The following is a 17,373-nucleotide window of genomic DNA, read 5'->3' as shown; positions in this document are numbered from 1 at the left end:
ACGCCTGGGCGCCGCTGGAAATATGGGCTAAGCCTAGCCCGGTTTTATGACACGTTTAGCCTTACTCGGAGCGGCCGGCAGGCGGCTTGCTCAGAGACCGGCTAACGCGAAGAAAAGCGGCCATGGTATCGGCATTAATGAACCTTGGCAAACGGCCTGTTGGCGGCGCTTCTACGTCCTGGCGGGGCTTGGCTGGGCCGGTGGTAATCGGCTTATTTACGAGCCTCATTTATTAATTGTTAGATTGCGGTTGTGGTTAAAGCCATTGCTGGCTAAGCGTGAGGGGTAGGGCATGAGGGGCAGAGCGTGAATGCGGTTGATCTGGCGATTTTCGCCAATCGTATTAATAACCTGTGCGAGGAGATGGGCGCGGTGCTGCAGCGGGCGGCTTTCTCGCCCAACATTAAAGATCGCCTCGACTACTCCTGCGCCCTGTTTGATGCCAGTGGCCGGATTGTCGCCCAGGCGGCGCATATTCCTGTGCACCTGGGCAGCATGGCGTTCGCCATGGTCGACCTGGTGGCCAGCCAGCAGTGGCGTGAGGGCGATATGGTGGTGGTCAACGACCCGTTCCTGGGTGGCACCCACCTGCCGGATGTCACCGTGATTGCACCGATCTTTTGGCAGCAGGCGATTATCGGCTTTGTGGCGAATCGGGCTCACCACGTCAACATTGGCGCCAGTACCCCCGGCTCCATGCCGATCTCCAGCCATTTGGAGCAGGAGGGCAGGGTGATCGCGCCCACCCGTTTGGTGGCGGCCGGTAGCATCGACCAGGGGGTGTTTACTCAACTGGCGGGCGAAAGCCCTGGTGCCCGGGGGGATTTTCTGGCCCAGGTGAGTGCCAATAATCTCGGCCGACAACGGTTGTTGGAGCTGTTGGCCGGCAGCAGTGCCGAAGCCTATCGCGCCGCAATTGCCGAGCTGCACGACTACGGCCGTCGCCTGACCGAAACCGAACTGGCACAGCTGCAGCCTGGCCGTTACCACTTCCGCGATCTGATGGATGACGATGGCCAGGGTAACGGCCCCATCCCGATCGAAGTGACGCTGACCATTGGCGATGGTCGCCTGGTGGCGGACTTCCACGGCACCTCAAAGCAGGTGGCCGGCAATATCAACTGCCCGCTAACGGTAACGGCGGCCGCAGTCTTCTATGCCCTGCGCTGCCTGCTGCCGGATTACACCCCCGCCTGTGCCGGCGTCTTCGACCCGGTTACCCTGCTGGCGCCGGAGGGTTGCCTGGTGAATGCCCGGCGGCCGGCGGCGGTGGCGGCGGGCAATGTGGAGACTTCCATGCGGTTGGTGGATGTGGTGTTGGGCGCATTGGCCCAGGCGCTGCCGACGGAGATCCCGGCGGCGAGCCAGGGCACCATGAACAATATCGCCATGGGTAGCGCCGGTGATGAGTCGCAGGCGCGCTGGGATTACTACGAAACCATAGCCGGGGGTACCGGCGCCGGAGCCCTGGCACCCGGTTTGCAATGTGTACAGAGTCATATGACCAATACCCTCAATACACCTATTGAGAGTTTGGAGAGTCACTTTCCCCTGCGTATTCGGCGCTACCAGCGCCGGCGGGGCTCTGGCGGAAGCGGTCGGCATCGTGGTGGCGATGGTTTGATTCGCGAGTTTGAGTTTCTTGCTGCAGCACAAGTGACACTGTTGACGGAAAGACGACAACACTCGCCGTGGGGTTTGGTCGGGGGAGGAGCTGGTTTGGCTGGAGCCAACTTCCTCAACGAACAACCCCTACCGGGTAAGATTCATCTGCATGTGGCGGCTGGTGATCGCCTGCGGGTGGAAACTCCGGGTGGCGGTGGTTGGGGGGTTGAAGCCGGTGGTGATGTTGCTGAGAGTGGCCGTGATAGCGCAGCTGGTTTGAGCGCGGCCGATTAACGATTGCCGGCCGGTTCGAAACAGCGCTTGGATTTCATTTCAGCGGCTGTGTAGAATATTAGGTTTCCGCCGCGGTTGCGCGGGCTATTTTTTCTCCACAAGAGGAGTACATCGTATGGATATCATGGATACCATCAAATCTCAGATCGAATCGAACCCCGTTATTTTGTATATGAAGGGTTCTCCCAATGCGCCTCAGTGCGGCTTTTCTCAGCGTGCCTCCCAGGCCATTATGGAGTGCGGTCAGCGCTTCGCTTATGTGGATATTCTGAGTAACCCAGATATTCGTGCGAATCTGCCCGCGTACGCCAACTGGCCAACGTTCCCACAACTGTGGGTGGGTGGTGAACTGGTTGGTGGCTGCGACATCATCACTGAGCTGCACGCCAGCGGTGAGTTGAAAGTTATTATTGAAGCGGCCGTTCCTAAAACCGAAGCCGAATAATTCGGCTGGGCTATCAGCTTGGTGAAGCCAGTTATGGAAACGGTTTCACCAGGCTGCGCTATCTTCTGAATTTACTGGGTTAACGTGTTGCTAGGGCAATGTATTACTAGGTTGATGTTAGACACAGTTTCTTCTCCTTCCTCCTCTATTTACTTGCCGCCTTATTCCGTTCTCACGGCCATTGCCTGCCGGGCAGAGGTGAATGAAGGTGAGTAGTTGGTCGTGGCCGGTACTCTGGCAACCGCTCCATTTATTTCTGGAACCGGGTAGCCGGCTCTATTGGCTCTATCTGTTAAGTGCAGGTTTACTGGCACTGCTCTGGTTGTGGCGGCGAGACCGTGACCGACCAATGCGAGTGTTATTCGACAAACGTTATTGGTTTAATCGATCAACCGCCCTCGATTGCGGCCTGCTGTTTGGTAATCACCTTATTAAAATGGTGCTGGTGGTGCCCTGGTTTTTTACCCGGTTGTCGGGCGCACTTTGGTTGTCGGCGTTTTTGCATCACACCACGGGCGTCTATCCCAACTGGACACTGTCGCCGTTTTGGTTGGCCGGCGCGTTTACCCTTACGCTCTTCCTGTTGGATGACGCCAGCCGGTTTGGCCTGCACTGGTTGCTGCACAAACTGCCTTGGTTATGGCGTATTCACAAGGTGCACCACTCCGCCACTTCACTGACTCCAATTACACTCTATCGTGTCCACCCGTTGGAGATGGTGCTCTACTACCTGCGCAGCCTGTTGGTGTTCAGCGGCGTTGCCGGGCTATTTCTCTTCTGCTTCAGCGGGCGAATCAATGGTTGGGACATGCTTGGGGTCAATATATTTGTCTTTGCCTTTAGCTGTTTAGGGGCCAATTTGCGGCACTCGCCCTTCGCCTTGCAGTTTGGGGTGCTTGAGCATTGGTTTATCAGCCCGGCGCAACACCAGATTCACCACTCCAATCGAAGCGAGCATGCCGATAAAAACCTCGGTTCGGCGCTGGCCATATGGGACCGAATGGTTGGAAGTTGGGTGAGTGGCCGGGAGGCGAAAGCGTTGCAGTTCGGCCTGATCGCCAACCCAGGCAGCGGCCAGTCGGAAGGCGTGCCCGAGTGCGATCGGGGCGCGATCAACTACTCCACACAATCGTGAACCGTTAACCCCCCTCCCTCTCTTAAATCTAAAACTTTTAAAACTTATAGGTAATCTGGCTGTAGGTGTAGGTCGAATCGTCTTTGTTAGCATCCTGCATCAACTCACCGGCAAACAGGTAGGCGGCCCCCAACTCCAGCAGTAGATTTTTCGGGCTGTTGTGCCAGCGCCAGCGCACCTCCAACTGTTGCCCCACTTCCGCGGTATTGCTGTTATAGGCGGCGGGTGAGATACCGGCACTGGTCCAGCTGTCGCTGTTGTTTTCCAACTCAAAGTGGCGCAACGACAACATGGTTTCACCCGCTTTTTTGCTCTTAATCTGCCAGCGTATGCCCGGTGAAATAATATTGGCGCGGGCAAAGGCGCCGTACAGGCTGGTCGGCCCAAAATCGAAACGGCGGGCGCCGTAGAGGGTATCAAACCGGTTGTTGTTATCGTCGGTTGGGTCACGGTCACCACTGGCGATATCAAGCTGCAAGCGCAGTTTGCCACCGGCAACGGGTGCGTTTGGGCCCAGCTCAAAGTGGCCAAAATAGGCGCTGTGATCCAGCGCCACATCGCTGCTGGTACTGCTGCGCGACTCCCCCCACTGGTAGGCCAACTCCGTCTGCCAATACCAGGTAGAGGCTTCGCTTGGTTGCAAGCTGGCCACCACGGTGGTCAGCTGGCGATTGCGGCTGGGATATTTACGGCTGTCGGTTTCGTTCAGGCGCAGCCCATAAAATTCTGCGGTGAAGCGGTCGGCCAGCGGGGTCGTGAACGCGGCACCCCAAAAATCGGTGCTGGTGATGGCTTCATCGCGCTTGGGGTCATTATCGGTTGCCGGCCCATCGATTAGCCGGGCGACTGGATGAGTATAGAAGAGCTGCAACTGCTGACTATTTTTCCCTTCGATTTGCCACAGCGCGCCTTCAAAGGCGTTGATGGTGTTGCGGTAATTATTGCGCGCCGCCAGACGCCGGCTGCCCAGGTTCATAGTAAAGCGGCCCAAGGTGATGTTTGAGTGGGTGTTGGCCAGCAGAAAATCATTGGCTTGGTACTGCACATTCAATTGCAGAATATCCAAGGGGTCGATTGTGCTGGTGTTAAGGTTGCTATCTTCTTTGGCGATGTTGCCCAGCTCGCGGGCGTCAATAATTTCTCCAGCCAGCGTCCAGCCACCTGAACTGGCCGAGGCCCCGAGCAGAGTGCGCGCCAGCAGTGCCTGGTCGCTACCGGTTTGATTGTTGCGGAACTGTTCATCCAGGTGTTCGAAGCGCAGGCGGGTTTCCCCGTGAAACTCATATTGTATTTCCGCTTGGCTATGTGCCGCACAGGCGGCCAGTGCACTCAACGTTACCGTTTTTACTGCTCTGTTCATCGCAACTACTTTTTTCATCGCTACTGCTCCCTCTGTTAAGCGATCAATTCTCTTCACTCAGACCATAGCCATAGCTGGCGATAAGCTCACGGGCAGGTGTGCTCTTTAAAAATTCCAAAAACGCGAGGGTGGCCGGGTTGCTGCTGCCGCGCGCAAGCAGGACGGCATTCTGCCGCAACGGCGGGTGTAGCATCTCGGGCACCGGCCAATAGTTAGCGTTGGCATCTTTATAAATTTGCGCCAGTGCCACGAAGCCGACGGTAGCGTTACCGGTTGAGACAAATTGATAGGTTTGGGCGATGTTGTCACCCTGTACCAATTTGCTGGTGAGCGCCGACCAGAGCTCTAATTTTTCCAGAGCCGCCTGGGCTGCCGCTCCGTAGGGGGCGGTTTTGGGGTTGGCGATGGCGAGCCGACTCATTTTGTCCGGCGTGGAGAGGATGGCCCCAGCCTGCAAATTGAGATTCGGGTCGATGGAGTAGAGCGCCAGCTGACCGACGGCGTAGGTAAATTCGCTGGCTGCCACAGCCTGACCTTGGGCGGTAAGTTGCCCGGTGCGCAGCTCATCGGCCGATAAAAACGCATCAAACGGCGCGCCGTTAATAATTTGCGTGTAGAGCTTGCCGGTGGAGCCGAAACTGAACTTCACCCGGTGCTCACTGCGCTGTTGAAATTGCTCGGCCAGCGCCTTGGCGGCTGCGGTAAAGTTGGCGGCCACGGCAATATTGGTGGTGTCGGCGGCGGCCGTATTCAAAGTGCCGATAGCCAGCAGGGTGATTAGGCCACGCTTGCTAAGCAGTTGGCGAGTATGTCGGTGAAGTGAATACCACATAAAAATCATCTCTCCGGTAGATGTGTTTATTCGGTGCCTAAAATAATTTGTGAGGCCTTGATCACCGCGAAGAGTTTCGAGCCTACCGTCAGCGCCATCTGTTTAACGCTCTCGTTGGTGACTATGGCCACCAGGCTTTTGCCATCACCCAGGTCGAGGGTTACCTCGGCGTTGACCGCGCCCAGAGCGATATTGCTGACCACGCCAGGCAGTTGGTTGCGGGCCGAGGTGGCTATCTGGCCGCCCACCAGAATGGGTGAGCTGGCTTTGATCAGGGCGAAGGCCTCACGGCCCTGGTAGAGGCCGAGTGCGCGTGCGCTTTCGTTGGTGACGATGATAGCCAAGCGCGCGCTGTCGGAGATTTTCAAACAGATTTCGGTATTCACCGCCCCCGGCACTATCTCGTCAATAACGCCGTGGTAGGTGTTTCGGGCACTGGTACGCATGGCAAAGCTCCACAGCAGGGGGGATAGGGTTTCTGAGGCGGATTCCGTTAACTCTTTTTCCAACTGTTCCATCACCCGGGCCAGGCTCTGGCTCAGTTTTTGATGGGTGACCAAAGCCTGCTGGCCGATCGCGGTTACCTGTGCGCCACCGCCGTGCTTGCCTCCCGACTTGCCCGTTACCACCGGCGACGGGAAGAGGTTGTTCATGGCGTTGATGGCATCCCAAGCTGCTTTATAAGAGAGGCCAACCGCTTTGGCGGCCTGGCTTATGGAGCCGTGCTCGGCAATGGCGGCCAACAGGCGAAAGCGGTCCTCACCCACCTTGTAACCGAGATCGTTGGTGAGGGTGAGTAACGGTTTTAAGTTGATTTCACTCATTGTTGTACCGTTATGTAGTTAATGTATATAACGTATGGCAAGCACTACGCCACTTTTTAAAAGTCTTATATTACAAAGAGTTAGAGTTTTTCAGTGGTTGCAGATGGGCGTTTTTAGGGGGTATGTGCGACAAATTGGCGTGGTTTGTCGCACATTCGCGGTGTTGTTGCGGCCTCAGGAATTTGCCTCCAAAGCGGACCCGGCTTGAGCAGGAGGCGAGAGCCTCCTTGCCGGAGTGATGGTTAGTCGCCGTCGCTGTCATTAAAGCCAATGGGCAGCTTCAAGACCTGGGTGGTGTCCTGCTGCAACAGCAGTCGCAACGCTTTGGCGGTGGCAGCCACCTGCTTGAGCGGCTCAGCCTGTTGATCAAGGCTGCTAAAGAGTGGTGGCTCAATCTTGCCGGCGGCCTCATTCAGGGCGGCCAAGCGCTGCTGCAGCTGCCCGGCCAGTTCATGCAGGCCCAGGCTCTCCAGGTAGGCAATGAATCCCCCCTGTTGGAACAACTGATTCACCGCACTGATGTTGGCTTCAATATTTTGCCAGGAGTGTTGTGCACGCCAGGACTCCAGGAAGTAGGGGTTGGCTGTACCGGTTTCGCCAAGTGCGCCGAGAATCTTGTCTTTGCTGATCGACTGCAGGGAGAGCAGGTAGTCGTCGAGCACCATGCCAATGGCCTGGGTGGCGGATTCAAAGTTTTCCGATTCGGCATTGGGGGCGACAAATTCCGGTTTGACCAGTGCCCAACTGCTGTCGAGGGCTTTACTGCTGACTACCATCTGTTGTCCAATCCAGCGCGTCAGCTCGCAATAGCGGCCGGTTGCAAAACCGGTTTGGGCGGTTGGGTCAAACAGCAGGTATTCCAGAGCGCTCAAGCCGTGCAGTACCACGCTGCTGTGGTTGAGTTCCTCTGCGGTCAGTGGCGTCTCTTTTTTCAGTAACGTTTTGGCTTTTTTGGCGACCAGGTTTTTCTTATCGGGCCAGAACTGAAACTCCCAATCCAGACGTTGCTCGGTCATCGGCCCAAAGCCAATAACTTTGGCCCGCTGCCACGCCATCATCGCTTCCCGCCAGCTGCTCTGTGCCGCTGGCAGAAACTCTGCCATGGACTCCTCAGAGCAGCTGGCCGTGGCCGACTCTACCGCCTGTGACGACTCCACCAACTGGTGGTAGTTGGGCTCGATTACCTGGTTGTTTAAGGTCTGCAGGAAGATCTCCTCCGGCGCTGTCTTCTGGCAGCCGCTCAACGCTGCACCGCCCAGGGCTGCTGCCAGGGCCAGAAGGAGCGTGCGGGTGCCAGCGGTACTAAGTGGCTTAGTTAGGTTCTGGCGAAGGGGTAAGAAAGCTAGCAGTGGCATAGATCATCCAAAGACGTGGCCAGATACCACGCCAGTTTGTTTAAAGGCTGTTTAAAAAGGCCAGCAGCTGGTTGCGCTGGTCGGTGCTGAGACCGACGAAGTTGGTGCGGCTGGACTCGGCTTCACCGCCGTGCCAGAGAATGGCTTCGGTGATGGTGCGGGCGCGGCCGTCGTGCATAAAACCGAACTCGCCGTTGACGGCACTGGTTAAACCCAGCCCCCAGAGCGGTTGCGTGCGCCACTCGTCGCCAGCGGCGGCATACACCGGCCGATGGTCAGACAACGCATCGCCCATATCGTGCAACAGCATATCGGTAAAGGGGTAGATGGTTTGATTGGCCAGCCAGGGCATCTCTGGTACTTCGCCTACCTGCCATTTGGGGGTGTGGCAGTCGCTGCAGCCGATGGTCTGAAAGAGCGCACCGCCAGCGATGACGCCGGGGTCGTCGCTGTTGCGGCGCTTGGGTACTGCCAGGTTGTGGGTGTAGAAGGTGACCTTGGCCAGAATATCGTCGCTGACTTCCGGGTCGCCACCGTTGGCGGCCTGCCGGCACTCGGTTTGTGGTTGGGTACAGTCATCGCTGCGGTTGAGGGCGCTGGTCAGCCCCATATCGCCGGCAAAGGCACCGGCATTTTGCTGCTGCAGGGTCGGTTGCTCAGCCTTCCAGCCGAAGCGACCCAGTGCCAGCTGGCTGTTGACGGTATCCCACACGCGATTGGCACGGCCGGAGATACCATCGCCATCAGCGTCGTCCGGGTCGGCCTGGGCTAGCAGCTGCTCTTCGGTCAGTGCCTCCAGATAACCGAGGCCAATCATGGGTGGGGCGATACGCACCGAGGTGAGGGCATCGCTGCCAATATCGCCGTGGCTGAAGTCACTGAGCAGCAACTGGGGTTTGCGCAACTCCACCTCGGTGCCATCGGCGAGGGTGACGATGGAGTGGTCGAAGTCGAACTGGATTTTGACTTCCGGGGTGTAGCCGTTGATGGCGAAGTCCTGCAGCTGGCCGCCGTAAGTGGGGTGGGCGACAATGCCATCGGCGGCAGTGGCGGGAGTGCCCGGCACACTGACACGTACCAGCATGGAGACGGTGTTGTCGTTGTGGTCCACCGGCAGATGACCACGGCCATCCTTAATATGGCAGTTCTGGCAGGCACTGGTGTTAAACAGTGGGCCCAAACCATCGCGGGCGGTGGTGGTGGAGGGCGCTATCACCCAGGCGTTGCGAAAGAAGCTGTTGCCGACGCTAAAGTTGAGCCGCTCTGTAAAGGGCATATTGGGCGAGGGTAGAGAGAAGGCGTTGGTCGAGACCACATCCACCGAGTTATCGCCACCCAATTCGGTGGGGATGGTTATTACCGGTTTGGTCGGCTTGGCGGCCTCCTGGTGAGCACCCTGGCAGGCCGCCAGCAAAAGTATTAGAGGGGTTATCAATCCCAATCTTACGGGCGGCATAACGGTAATCCTAATGGTTGTATTGAGTCATTGTTTTAATCAGTGCCGGGCGGAGGCAGCCTTCGCCCAAGGGGCCGGTTAACCGGCATCCAGGTTCGGGTTGAGATTGGTGATGCCGAGCGTTTTGGCAACCCCCTCAATTAACTCCGTGGTGGCAGCCAGTTCAGCAATAATCTGGTTGATCAATGCTGCGCCCTCGACATTCCCCTCGGCAATCATCTGATCAAACGCCATGGGGTTGTTGGGATCCTGATAGGCATTTACCAGAGCCTGCAGAGCCGCGTGGGTTTGGGAAATCTGGTGCTGCATTTTTTGGGCGAGGCCGTTGTTGCGCTCAGCGACCAGGTCGGCCAGTGAATCGCCTTTGTAAAAGCTGCCATCGACACGCTTGTATTCGCCCAGGTAGACATTGGCGATGCCCTGCCAGTCGTAGTAGTGGGCAAAGACTGTGTTGTCACTGAAGCAGTCCTGCTCATCTTCGGGGGAGTTGGCCTCCAGAGCTACCTGCATGCGTTCACCGGCCAGCTCGCCAAAGGCCAGCGAGCCAATACCAAACAGGATGCGGGTGAGGGCCTCCTGGGGGGCGAGTTTGACGAATTTGGCGCGGTAGTTGTTGCTGTCGCCCGCCTGCCACTGGCCCACCAGATAGTTCAAATCGTTGACCAGCAGTGTGGTGACGGCGGTCAGGTAATCGCGGCGGCGTTGGCAATATTGATGGCTACAACCCTCGCCGGCCAGATAGTCGGTGTAGGGGCGGTTGCCGGCACCCGGGTCTGTGCCGTTCAGGTCCTGCCCCCATAGGAGGAATTCGATGGCGTGGTAACCGGTGGCGATATTGGCCTCCGAACCGCCCAGTTCATTGAGGCTGGCGAGCAGTTCCGGGGTCAGCTCGCTGACGTCGATCTCATTGGCGCCCAGGCGCAGAGTGTCGAGACTGAGAATAAACGCAGTGGCACCGCTGTTACCCAGCTCACCTTCATAGTCGCTACTGACATAGTCGAGAAAGCCCTCGTCCAGGGGCCAGGAGTTGACCTGGCCATCGATGTTGTCCACCACCGGGTTACCAAAGCGGAAGGCTTCCGTCTGCATGTAGGGGACACGCGCCTGACGCCAGGCGTAGCGGGCCTGTGCGAGGGTTTCAGGGGAGGGGGAATCGAGGAATTTCTGAATGTCGGCCTGGAGCTTTTTGGCTTCGGCGAGGCTATCGGTATAGACGTTAAAAGCCAAATCCGTGTAGGAGTTGATGACATCTTGACTAGAGAGAGCGAGGGTCGTGGTGCTGGTAAGCATCAGCCCCAAGGCCAAAAACATACTCTTAACTTTCATAGAAAACCTGCAACCAATAATGGGTGACCAAACGACAAGGAGGCCGCCGAGTAGCGTCGGATAATAAAGTTAATAATAACTATTATCAAATAGAAGATCGGGAATCCGGCGCTTATTTAACCTCTATTTGGCCTGAATCAAATGCTGGCGACACGCTAAAACTGAGTGACCTATCGCGAGTTGGAAAGGTAAACAGTCGTAAAATGTTCAGCTTTCCGGCTGGTTTCCTGGCGAGCCAACCAGCACAATAACTGGCGATTCGCTGGGTGCACAGTTACCCATCTGCCACCCGGGCCGTAGTCGCGTGCCTTGCCGCGCTTAATGTTCGCGCTCGCCTGTAACGCTGTTCGGGTGCACCAATAACACCACCATCGACTGTGATGTTTGGAGATCAAATTGAAAGTTGCTCTGTTGGAAGATGATCAGGCTCAGGCCAAGTTGCTTAATCAGTGGCTAACCGAAGAGGGGTATCAGGTTCTGCACCGGGGGACGGTGACCGACTTTATCAGCCTGCTGCAGGCGGAGCCGGTGGATATGGCGCTGCTCGATTGGCAACTGCCCGATGGCTCCGGGTTGGATGCTCTGGGCTGGATTCGCGATCACAATCAGGCGAGCCTGCCGGTTATTTTTTCCACTCAGCGCGACAGCGAAGAGGATGTGGTCGAAGCGCTCAAAGCCGGTGCCGACGACTATATGATCAAGCCGCCACGCCGGGCGGAACTGATCGCCCGCCTGGCGGCTATCAGCCGACGGGCGGGGCTCGACAAACTGCACAGCCCGCAGCTGCAACTCGCGCACATCACCATCGATCAGGATGCGCAAAAGGTGTGGGTGCACGAGCAGGAGGTTAAGCTAACGCGCAAAGATTTTCTGTTGGCCTGCTGCGTTATCAAAAATCAGGGCAAGTTGTTGTCGCGGGAGTATCTGTTAAAAGAGGTGTGGGGTGTCGCTGCTGACATCAACACCCGCACTGTCGATATGCACATCAGCCGCATGCGGCGCAATCTGCAGTTGGAACCCAGCTGCGGCTACTGTATTAAAACCGTTTATCAACACGGTTATCGCCTGGAGAAGGTCGACGACTGAATTTGCGGTGGCGTCAATTACTTCCTTTCACCTGACCATCGGCCTGTAATCATTCGCGGCCGATTATTGTGGCACATCAGAAGGGCGCTCTTCTTACCTGTACGACGCTTTCCAATGTGTGGTAATTTGCCGGCGGTGGCTTAGTGTGTCGCCCATCATTTTTATTGCATCTTATTTTTTTGTCTCAACTCTCTTGCTTGCGTTTGATTAACAGGCTGCACCCGGGTTTGGGTGTTTGTCGTCCATTAAGGAGTATGGCGTGTTACAACGCTCGATTGCCATTTTCATGGTCTGTCTGGCATTCAGTTTATCCGCCCAGGCAGAAGAAGATTGGCTCTATTCCGTTCGTCCTGGCGATACGCTTTGGGATCTCTGCCTCACCTACACCGTTAAAAAAGATTGTTGGTTAAAGCTCGGTGATTACAACAATGTGATCTACCCACGCCGCTTGCCGCCCGGTTTGATTATTCACTTTCCCGTGAGTTGGTTACGTGAGGCGCCAACGCCGGTGCGCCTGGTCTTTTTTACCGGTGATGTCCGCTACCAATCCCAGCCCACAGAACCCTTTGTTGCGGTTACGGAGGGGGCAAGTTTTACCCTGGGGGCCACCATTAAAACCGGGCCCGAGAGCGTTGCCGGCTTGCAGTTTGGTGACGGCAGCCTTATGCGCCTGGAGCCCAATACCACCATCGTGCTCGACTCTATGTCGGTGGCCAACGCCGAAGGCCGGGTCGACACCCGAGTGCGTCTACCCACCGGTGCGGTACAGACCCGGGTACCGGAACGGGTGCCGAAAAGCCGTTTCCAGATCTCCACCCCGGCGGCTATCGCCGCAGTGCGTGGTACAGAATTTCGCGTCACGGCCAAACAGTCGGAGGCGGGTAATGAACTCATGCTGGGTGAGGTCTATGAAGGGGTGGTGGCGGTCACTGGTGACGCCGCCGAGAGCAGCGCCGACGTAGCCGCGGGTTTCGGTATAGCCGCCGCGGCCGGCCAGGAACTGCAAACGCCTACACCCTTACCACCGGCGCCGAAGTGGAAAAAGATCGCTGACAATCAGTTTCCGCCGTTAACCCTGGCCTGGCGGTCACTGGCCGATATTGATAATTACCGCCTGGAAATTCACCAACGGCAGGAGCAGGCTGATGCCCTGCTGGCGGTGGTCGATAGCCAAGAGTCCGGCTTTACGGATACCGGTTTTAAATTTATTGAGGGCTGCTATCAGCTTGTGGTGAGGGCTGTAAGCAGTGCCGGCCTTATTGGGCTGCCAAGTACCACGGAGGTCTGTATTAATGGCCAGTTGGCTACACCCGAGCGCGACCAGGCCACGCTAAAATTCGATGCCAACGCCGACCAACTGGCGCTTAATTGGCAGCCTGTACCATTGGCTGAGGGTTATCAACTGCAAATCAGTAACTCGCCGGAGTTTGATACGGTTGCCTACACCTTCACCACCCAACAGCCCGAGTACACCCTGGCTCTGGATGAGGGTGTAAAAACGGGTTTCTACTACCGCGTACAAGCGCTCTCCAGCCTGCGCACAGATAGCCAGTTTTCCGCTGTAACCAAAGCCTCGTCGGAGCCGGAGCCGCTGCTGGCGCTGAGCCTGTGGGCGATTGTTTGGGTGTTGGTGGGTGCGTTTTAACCGTATTTCGAGCATCACCTGGGAGCGGCTGTTACTGGCGCTGGCCATGGCCATACTGGCCGCCATGATTTCGCTAAAACGTTGGGGCTACTCGGTCGACCAGGCTCTTTACGATGCCGCCATTGCCCAGGTCAAACCGGCCATAGGGCCGGATATTTTAATTCTGGCCATCGATGAGCGCAGCCTGTTGGAGTTGGGGCGCTGGCCTTGGCCGCGCAGTGTGCACGCGCAGTTGGTGGATATTCTCAACGAGGCGGGCGTGAAGGCTATTGCCTTTGATATCGTCTTTGCCGAACCCGACCGGGCCAACCCCGACCACGACCATCGCTTTGCCGAGGCTATCTCGGCGATGGGGCGGGTTGCCCTTCTGGTACACATGGAGCAGACCTACTCCGGTGGCCAGATTTTGGAGGTGTTGCCCACCCCGGAGTTGGCTTCGGCCGCCGCTGCCCTCGGTCATGTACATATCGAATACGATGTCGATGGCGTTTGCCGGTCAGTCTTCCTGAAAGAGGGGCTGGGCGAGGCCTACTGGCCCCATTTAATGTATGCCTTGTGGCAGTTGAGTGACGCCACCCTGCCGGAGCAGATGCCCGGCTTGCAAGCTGAAAATCCATCGGCCGCATCGCCGTTTCTGATCGCCCGGGATTTTTATAACCTGATCCCCCTGGCCGGCCCCGCTGCCCGGGTGACTACTCTCTCTTACGTCGATGTGATTAGCGGCCGTATCCCGGAGCGAACACTACGCGACAAGATTGTCATTGTCGGAGCTACCGCCAAGGGCTTGGGTGACATAGTTGCCACGCCCGCTGGGCCTATGCCAGGTGTCGAGTTTAACTCTAATATTCTTAACAGCCTGCGCAATCGTGCCACCTTGGTGCCGGTTACCGCCGGTGTTCATCTGGTCGCCAGTGTGCTGTTGGTGTTTGGCCTGATTATGGCCGGCCTGCGCGCCACTCCCAGGCAGTATCTATTGTTAACACTGCTGGCGACGCTCTCTCTGCTGGCGGCTTCGGTGGCAACCCTGGTGGTGCTGCAGATCTGGTTTGCGCCATTGGCGGCGATTTTACCGATTCTGATTTTTTATCCGCTCTGGAGCTGGCGTCGGCTGGAGCAGGCGCTGCGTTTTTTACGGCGTGAATTGACTCGGGTTGAGCAGCAGGCGTCGCCGGCAGTACACAGCACGCTGGCGGAAATTACCCGGAAACTTACTTTTCTCGGCCAGCTGACCGGCATTGACGATTGGCAGCTGGTTGAAGCGAGCACCGACAAAACTCTGGCTGGGAGTCCAACTCTGTTAGCGAATCGCGATACACTGGCCGGCAAACTGGCGATGAGCTTGCACATCGACGACGAGCTGCGCTCCTGTCAACTGCTTTGGCGGGATGGGGGTGGGCGAACCGTTGATCAACAGCTGTGGCTATCGGCACTGGCCAACCTGGATGCGGCCACCCGTTCCCGTGCTCAGATCCAACCCGCCGAGCTGGTCACCGATACCATTGCCCGTTTGCGCGAAGCAAATCAAAAAGCCGAAGAGAATCGCGCGATAATCGATCAGTGCCTGGAAAATCTGCAGGATGCCGTGCTGGTGGCCAATCTGTTCGGTGAGATTCTGTTTGCCAATGCCCGGGCCAGAGCCAGTTTTACGGTACAAAGTAATCGCGGAGAGAGTTTAATGGGCTGCCTGGAACAGCTCTCAATTGAGGGTGGTTGGCCGGCGGTACTGAAAAAGCAGCTGCACAACAATGTCGAACTGTTCGCCGAGGTGCAGGCCAAGGGTGATCAAAAACAGTATTTTATGCAGCTCGCCCGGCTGCCATGGCTCTTCTCTCACAGCGAATCCCTGTTATTCAGTTTTACCGATATCACGGTCATCAAAGAGAGCGAGCGGGTGCGCACCGAGGCGCTGCATTTCCTGTCGCACGATCTGCGCTCGCCAGTGGTTTCCATTCTGGCATTAATCGAACACTATCGCGCAAAGTATGGCGAGCAGCCGGCGAGTCAGAGCGACTTTACCGAGATACTGGCCGAGATAGAACTCTACGCGCGCAAGAACCTCTCCTTTGCCGAGAGTTTTCTCCAACTGGCTCGAGCTGAGATGGTGGGGGATGCTAACTTCGATCTGTGCGATATGCACTCGGTGATCGACAACGCCCTGTTGATGGTACGGCAGCAGGCGCTGGCAAAATCGATCGAGGTCAATGTCGATCGCTCCATGGATGACATCTGGGTGTGGGGGGATGGCGAGTTGTTGGAGCGGCTGTTAATTAACCTGTTGTCTAACGCTATCAAATACAGTGACTCCAACACGCAAATCAGGCTGCTGGTGCAGCGTCGGCAGGATGAAGTGGATATCTCGGTTGTTGATCAGGGGGAGGGAATCAGCGCCGAGCAACTGACCAAAATTTTCGAGCGTTTTCATCGCGCGGGCAGTCGCCTGGAGATCAGTGGTGCGGGCTTGGGGTTGCACTTTGTCGATACGGTTTGCAACAAGCATGGTGGTCGAATTGCAGTGGAAAGTCGCTTGGGAGAGGGCTCCTGTTTTAAAGTTACCTTGCCTCTTTGCGACAATGAATTTGATCTGGAGGCGGCAGCGGAATAAATTATACCGCCCTCTATCAACAACCGGTGGGAAAACGGGAAGGCCTCACAAAAACCATTGCTATTTTTTTACCGGGTTTTACATAATTTTATCTATTACACAGTGTTACACTAGTGCCCGCTTGAAACTCGTCCACGAGTAAAACAAAGAATAAAGTCATTTCTTGGTAGAAGTGGCCCACTATTTAGGAGCGTAATCATGAGAAAATTTACCATCGCAACCCTAACCGCCATCGGTGCCTCCCTGGCCACTCTGCCAACCATGGCCGAGGAGCAGTATTCCGGAATTACATTAACCCCAGGTTTGGGTTACTACTTTTTTGATAATGATCGTAACCTGGAAGATGACGCGCTCTTCTCCATCGCCGTGGGCTACCAATTTAACAACCCCTGGGCATTTGAGCTGCTCTATCTGGAGGCCAACACCGAAGCGGATGGCTTTGGCAATTTTGACGTAGACCACGATCAACTGCGCCTGGATACCCTTTACCACTTCAACCGCAGTGGTAAGTGGCAACCCTACCTGGCTGGAGGTGTTGGTCGCGGCAATTTCGAAACCAGCTTCGCCGACAGTGACGAAACCATGCTCAATTTGGGGGGTGGCTTGAAATACTACTTTACCGACCGGGTTGCCCTGCGTTCTGATCTGCGGGCGATCTACGGTGATGAGGACGATACCTTTGATGCCGCGCTTACCTTTGGTTTGAATATTCTGTTGGGCGGTAAAAGCTCGTCGGTGAGCAAGCCCGCCAGCAAACCGGCACCGACTCCGGTGGCCAACACTCCCGCAGACAGCGATAAAGACGGTGTTGCCGATAGCGCCGATCAGTGTGCCGATACGCCTGCCGGTGTTGTGGTTGATGCGGTGGGCTGCCCGGTGGACAGCGACCGAGATGGTGTTGCCGATTACCAGGATCAGTGCCCAGACACCGCCAAGGGCGCCAAGGTCGACAGCAAAGGTTGTTATCTGGAGCTGCTCGAAGATCGCGAAGTAACGCTGAAAGTCCAATTCGCCAATAACTCGGACGAAGTGCCAGAGGCCTACATGGGTGAGGTGGAAAAGGTTGCGACCTTTATGCGTGAATACGTCAATACCAGTGTGGTGATTGAAGGTCACACCGATGACCGCGGAGCGGCCTCCTACAACCAGGCACTCTCTGAGCGTCGGGCAAAATCGGTGGCCAGTCTGTTGACCAGCCGCTTTGGCATTGCGGCCGAGCGAGTTTCCGCTGTCGGCTACGGTGAGGAGAAGCCTCTGGTGGACAACGACACTGCCGAGAACCGAGCCACTAACCGCCGGGTGGTTGCCGTGGTAAAAACCCAGGTGAAAACCATCGCTCAATAATTGCCCAATAAAAATCGTCACTAAGTAAAACAAAAATCGCCAGGGCTTGCCCTGGCACTTCCAA

At 56.6% G+C, this 17,373-nt stretch carries 13 protein-coding genes; 7 read left to right on the top strand and 6 right to left on the bottom strand.

Features of this window, described 5'->3' with window-relative positions:
- The first annotated feature begins 306 nt into the window (after positions 1–306).
- The 3 genes from SBL51_RS09970 (at position 307) to SBL51_RS09960 (ending at position 3,479) form a co-directional block, all read left to right on the top strand.
- A complete protein-coding gene (locus SBL51_RS09970; protein ID WP_317930778.1) occupies positions 307–1,899 on the top strand; it encodes a hydantoinase B/oxoprolinase family protein in 1,593 nt (530 codons plus the stop codon).
- A gap of 115 nt (positions 1,900–2,014) precedes the next feature.
- Positions 2,015–2,344 carry a Grx4 family monothiol glutaredoxin gene (gene grxD, locus SBL51_RS09965; protein ID WP_317930776.1) on the top strand — a complete coding sequence of 110 codons (330 nt, stop codon included), beginning with the start codon at positions 2,015–2,017 and terminating at the stop codon, positions 2,342–2,344.
- 208 nt (positions 2,345–2,552) lie between these two features.
- Complete coding sequence (locus tag SBL51_RS09960; protein ID WP_317930775.1) at positions 2,553–3,479, top strand: sterol desaturase family protein; 927 nt, start codon at positions 2,553–2,555, stop codon at positions 3,477–3,479.
- A 37-nt stretch (positions 3,480–3,516) separates the two neighbouring features.
- Here SBL51_RS09960 and SBL51_RS09955 read toward each other — a convergent pair whose 3' ends face one another.
- The 6 genes from SBL51_RS09955 to SBL51_RS09930 form a co-directional block, all read right to left on the bottom strand.
- A complete protein-coding gene (locus tag SBL51_RS09955) occupies positions 3,517–4,857 on the bottom strand; it encodes an alginate export family protein (protein WP_317930774.1) in 1,341 nt (446 codons plus the stop codon).
- Between the two features lie 25 nt (positions 4,858–4,882).
- The gene (gene modA / locus SBL51_RS09950; RefSeq protein WP_317930773.1) at positions 4,883–5,671 is read right to left on the bottom strand and encodes a molybdate ABC transporter substrate-binding protein; all 789 of its coding nucleotides are present in this window, start codon (positions 5,669–5,671) and stop codon (positions 4,883–4,885) included.
- A gap of 26 nt (positions 5,672–5,697) precedes the next feature.
- A complete protein-coding gene (locus SBL51_RS09945) occupies positions 5,698–6,495 on the bottom strand; it encodes a TOBE domain-containing protein (RefSeq protein WP_317930772.1) in 798 nt (265 codons plus the stop codon).
- Positions 6,496–6,737: 242 nt separating this feature from the next.
- A complete protein-coding gene (locus tag SBL51_RS09940; protein WP_317930771.1) occupies positions 6,738–7,850 on the bottom strand; it encodes an imelysin family protein in 1,113 nt (370 codons plus the stop codon).
- A 40-nt stretch (positions 7,851–7,890) separates the two neighbouring features.
- Complete coding sequence (locus SBL51_RS09935; RefSeq protein ID WP_317930770.1) at positions 7,891–9,306, bottom strand: di-heme oxidoredictase family protein; 1,416 nt, start codon at positions 9,304–9,306, stop codon at positions 7,891–7,893.
- A 78-nt stretch (positions 9,307–9,384) separates the two neighbouring features.
- Complete coding sequence (locus tag SBL51_RS09930) at positions 9,385–10,632, bottom strand: imelysin family protein (RefSeq protein ID WP_317930769.1); 1,248 nt, start codon at positions 10,630–10,632, stop codon at positions 9,385–9,387.
- 396 nt (positions 10,633–11,028) lie between these two features.
- Between SBL51_RS09930 and SBL51_RS09925 the strand changes: the two genes are divergently transcribed.
- From SBL51_RS09925 to SBL51_RS09910, 4 genes are all read left to right on the top strand, one after another.
- Positions 11,029–11,718 carry a response regulator transcription factor gene (locus SBL51_RS09925; protein ID WP_317930768.1) on the top strand — a complete coding sequence of 230 codons (690 nt, stop codon included), beginning with the start codon at positions 11,029–11,031 and terminating at the stop codon, positions 11,716–11,718.
- A gap of 259 nt (positions 11,719–11,977) precedes the next feature.
- A complete protein-coding gene (locus SBL51_RS09920; RefSeq protein ID WP_317930767.1) occupies positions 11,978–13,363 on the top strand; it encodes a FecR domain-containing protein in 1,386 nt (461 codons plus the stop codon).
- Positions 13,353–15,965, top strand: a complete 2,613-nt coding sequence (locus SBL51_RS09915) for a CHASE2 domain-containing protein (RefSeq protein WP_317930766.1) — start codon at positions 13,353–13,355, stop codon at positions 15,963–15,965. The genes SBL51_RS09920 and SBL51_RS09915 overlap by 11 nt, the downstream gene beginning before the upstream one ends.
- Before the next feature lie 198 nt (positions 15,966–16,163).
- Positions 16,164–17,309 (top strand): OmpA family protein, encoded by a 1,146-nt coding sequence (locus tag SBL51_RS09910; protein ID WP_317930765.1) that lies wholly within the window; start codon positions 16,164–16,166, stop codon positions 17,307–17,309.
- Positions 17,310–17,373: the final 64 nt, after the last annotated feature.

Origin of the sequence: Halioxenophilus sp. WMMB6, from assembly GCF_033283405.1 — a bacterium.
Taxonomy (GTDB): Bacteria; Pseudomonadota; Gammaproteobacteria; order Pseudomonadales; family Cellvibrionaceae; genus Halioxenophilus.
The sequence above is the reverse complement of the archived record's forward strand: the minus strand, read 5'-3'. Positions and strand labels throughout refer to the sequence as shown.

Bases quoted from the DNA above. Each gene is read 5' to 3' on its own strand.
- grxD (WP_317930776.1), top strand. From the start codon at position 2,015: ATGGATATCATGGATACCATCAAATCTCAGATCGAATCGAACCCCGTT.
- SBL51_RS09955 (WP_317930774.1), bottom strand. From the start codon at position 4,857: ATGAAAAAAGTAGTTGCGATGAACAGAGCAGTAAAAACGGTAACGTTG.
- modA (WP_317930773.1), bottom strand. From the start codon at position 5,671: ATGTGGTATTCACTTCACCGACATACTCGCCAACTGCTTAGCAAGCGT.
- SBL51_RS09945 (WP_317930772.1), bottom strand. From the start codon at position 6,495: ATGAGTGAAATCAACTTAAAACCGTTACTCACCCTCACCAACGATCTC.
- SBL51_RS09940 (WP_317930771.1), bottom strand. From the start codon at position 7,850: ATGCCACTGCTAGCTTTCTTACCCCTTCGCCAGAACCTAACTAAGCCA.
- SBL51_RS09935 (WP_317930770.1), bottom strand. From the start codon at position 9,306: ATGCCGCCCGTAAGATTGGGATTGATAACCCCTCTAATACTTTTGCTG.
- SBL51_RS09930 (WP_317930769.1), bottom strand. From the start codon at position 10,632: ATGAAAGTTAAGAGTATGTTTTTGGCCTTGGGGCTGATGCTTACCAGC.
- SBL51_RS09910 (WP_317930765.1), top strand. From the start codon at position 16,164: ATGAGAAAATTTACCATCGCAACCCTAACCGCCATCGGTGCCTCCCTG.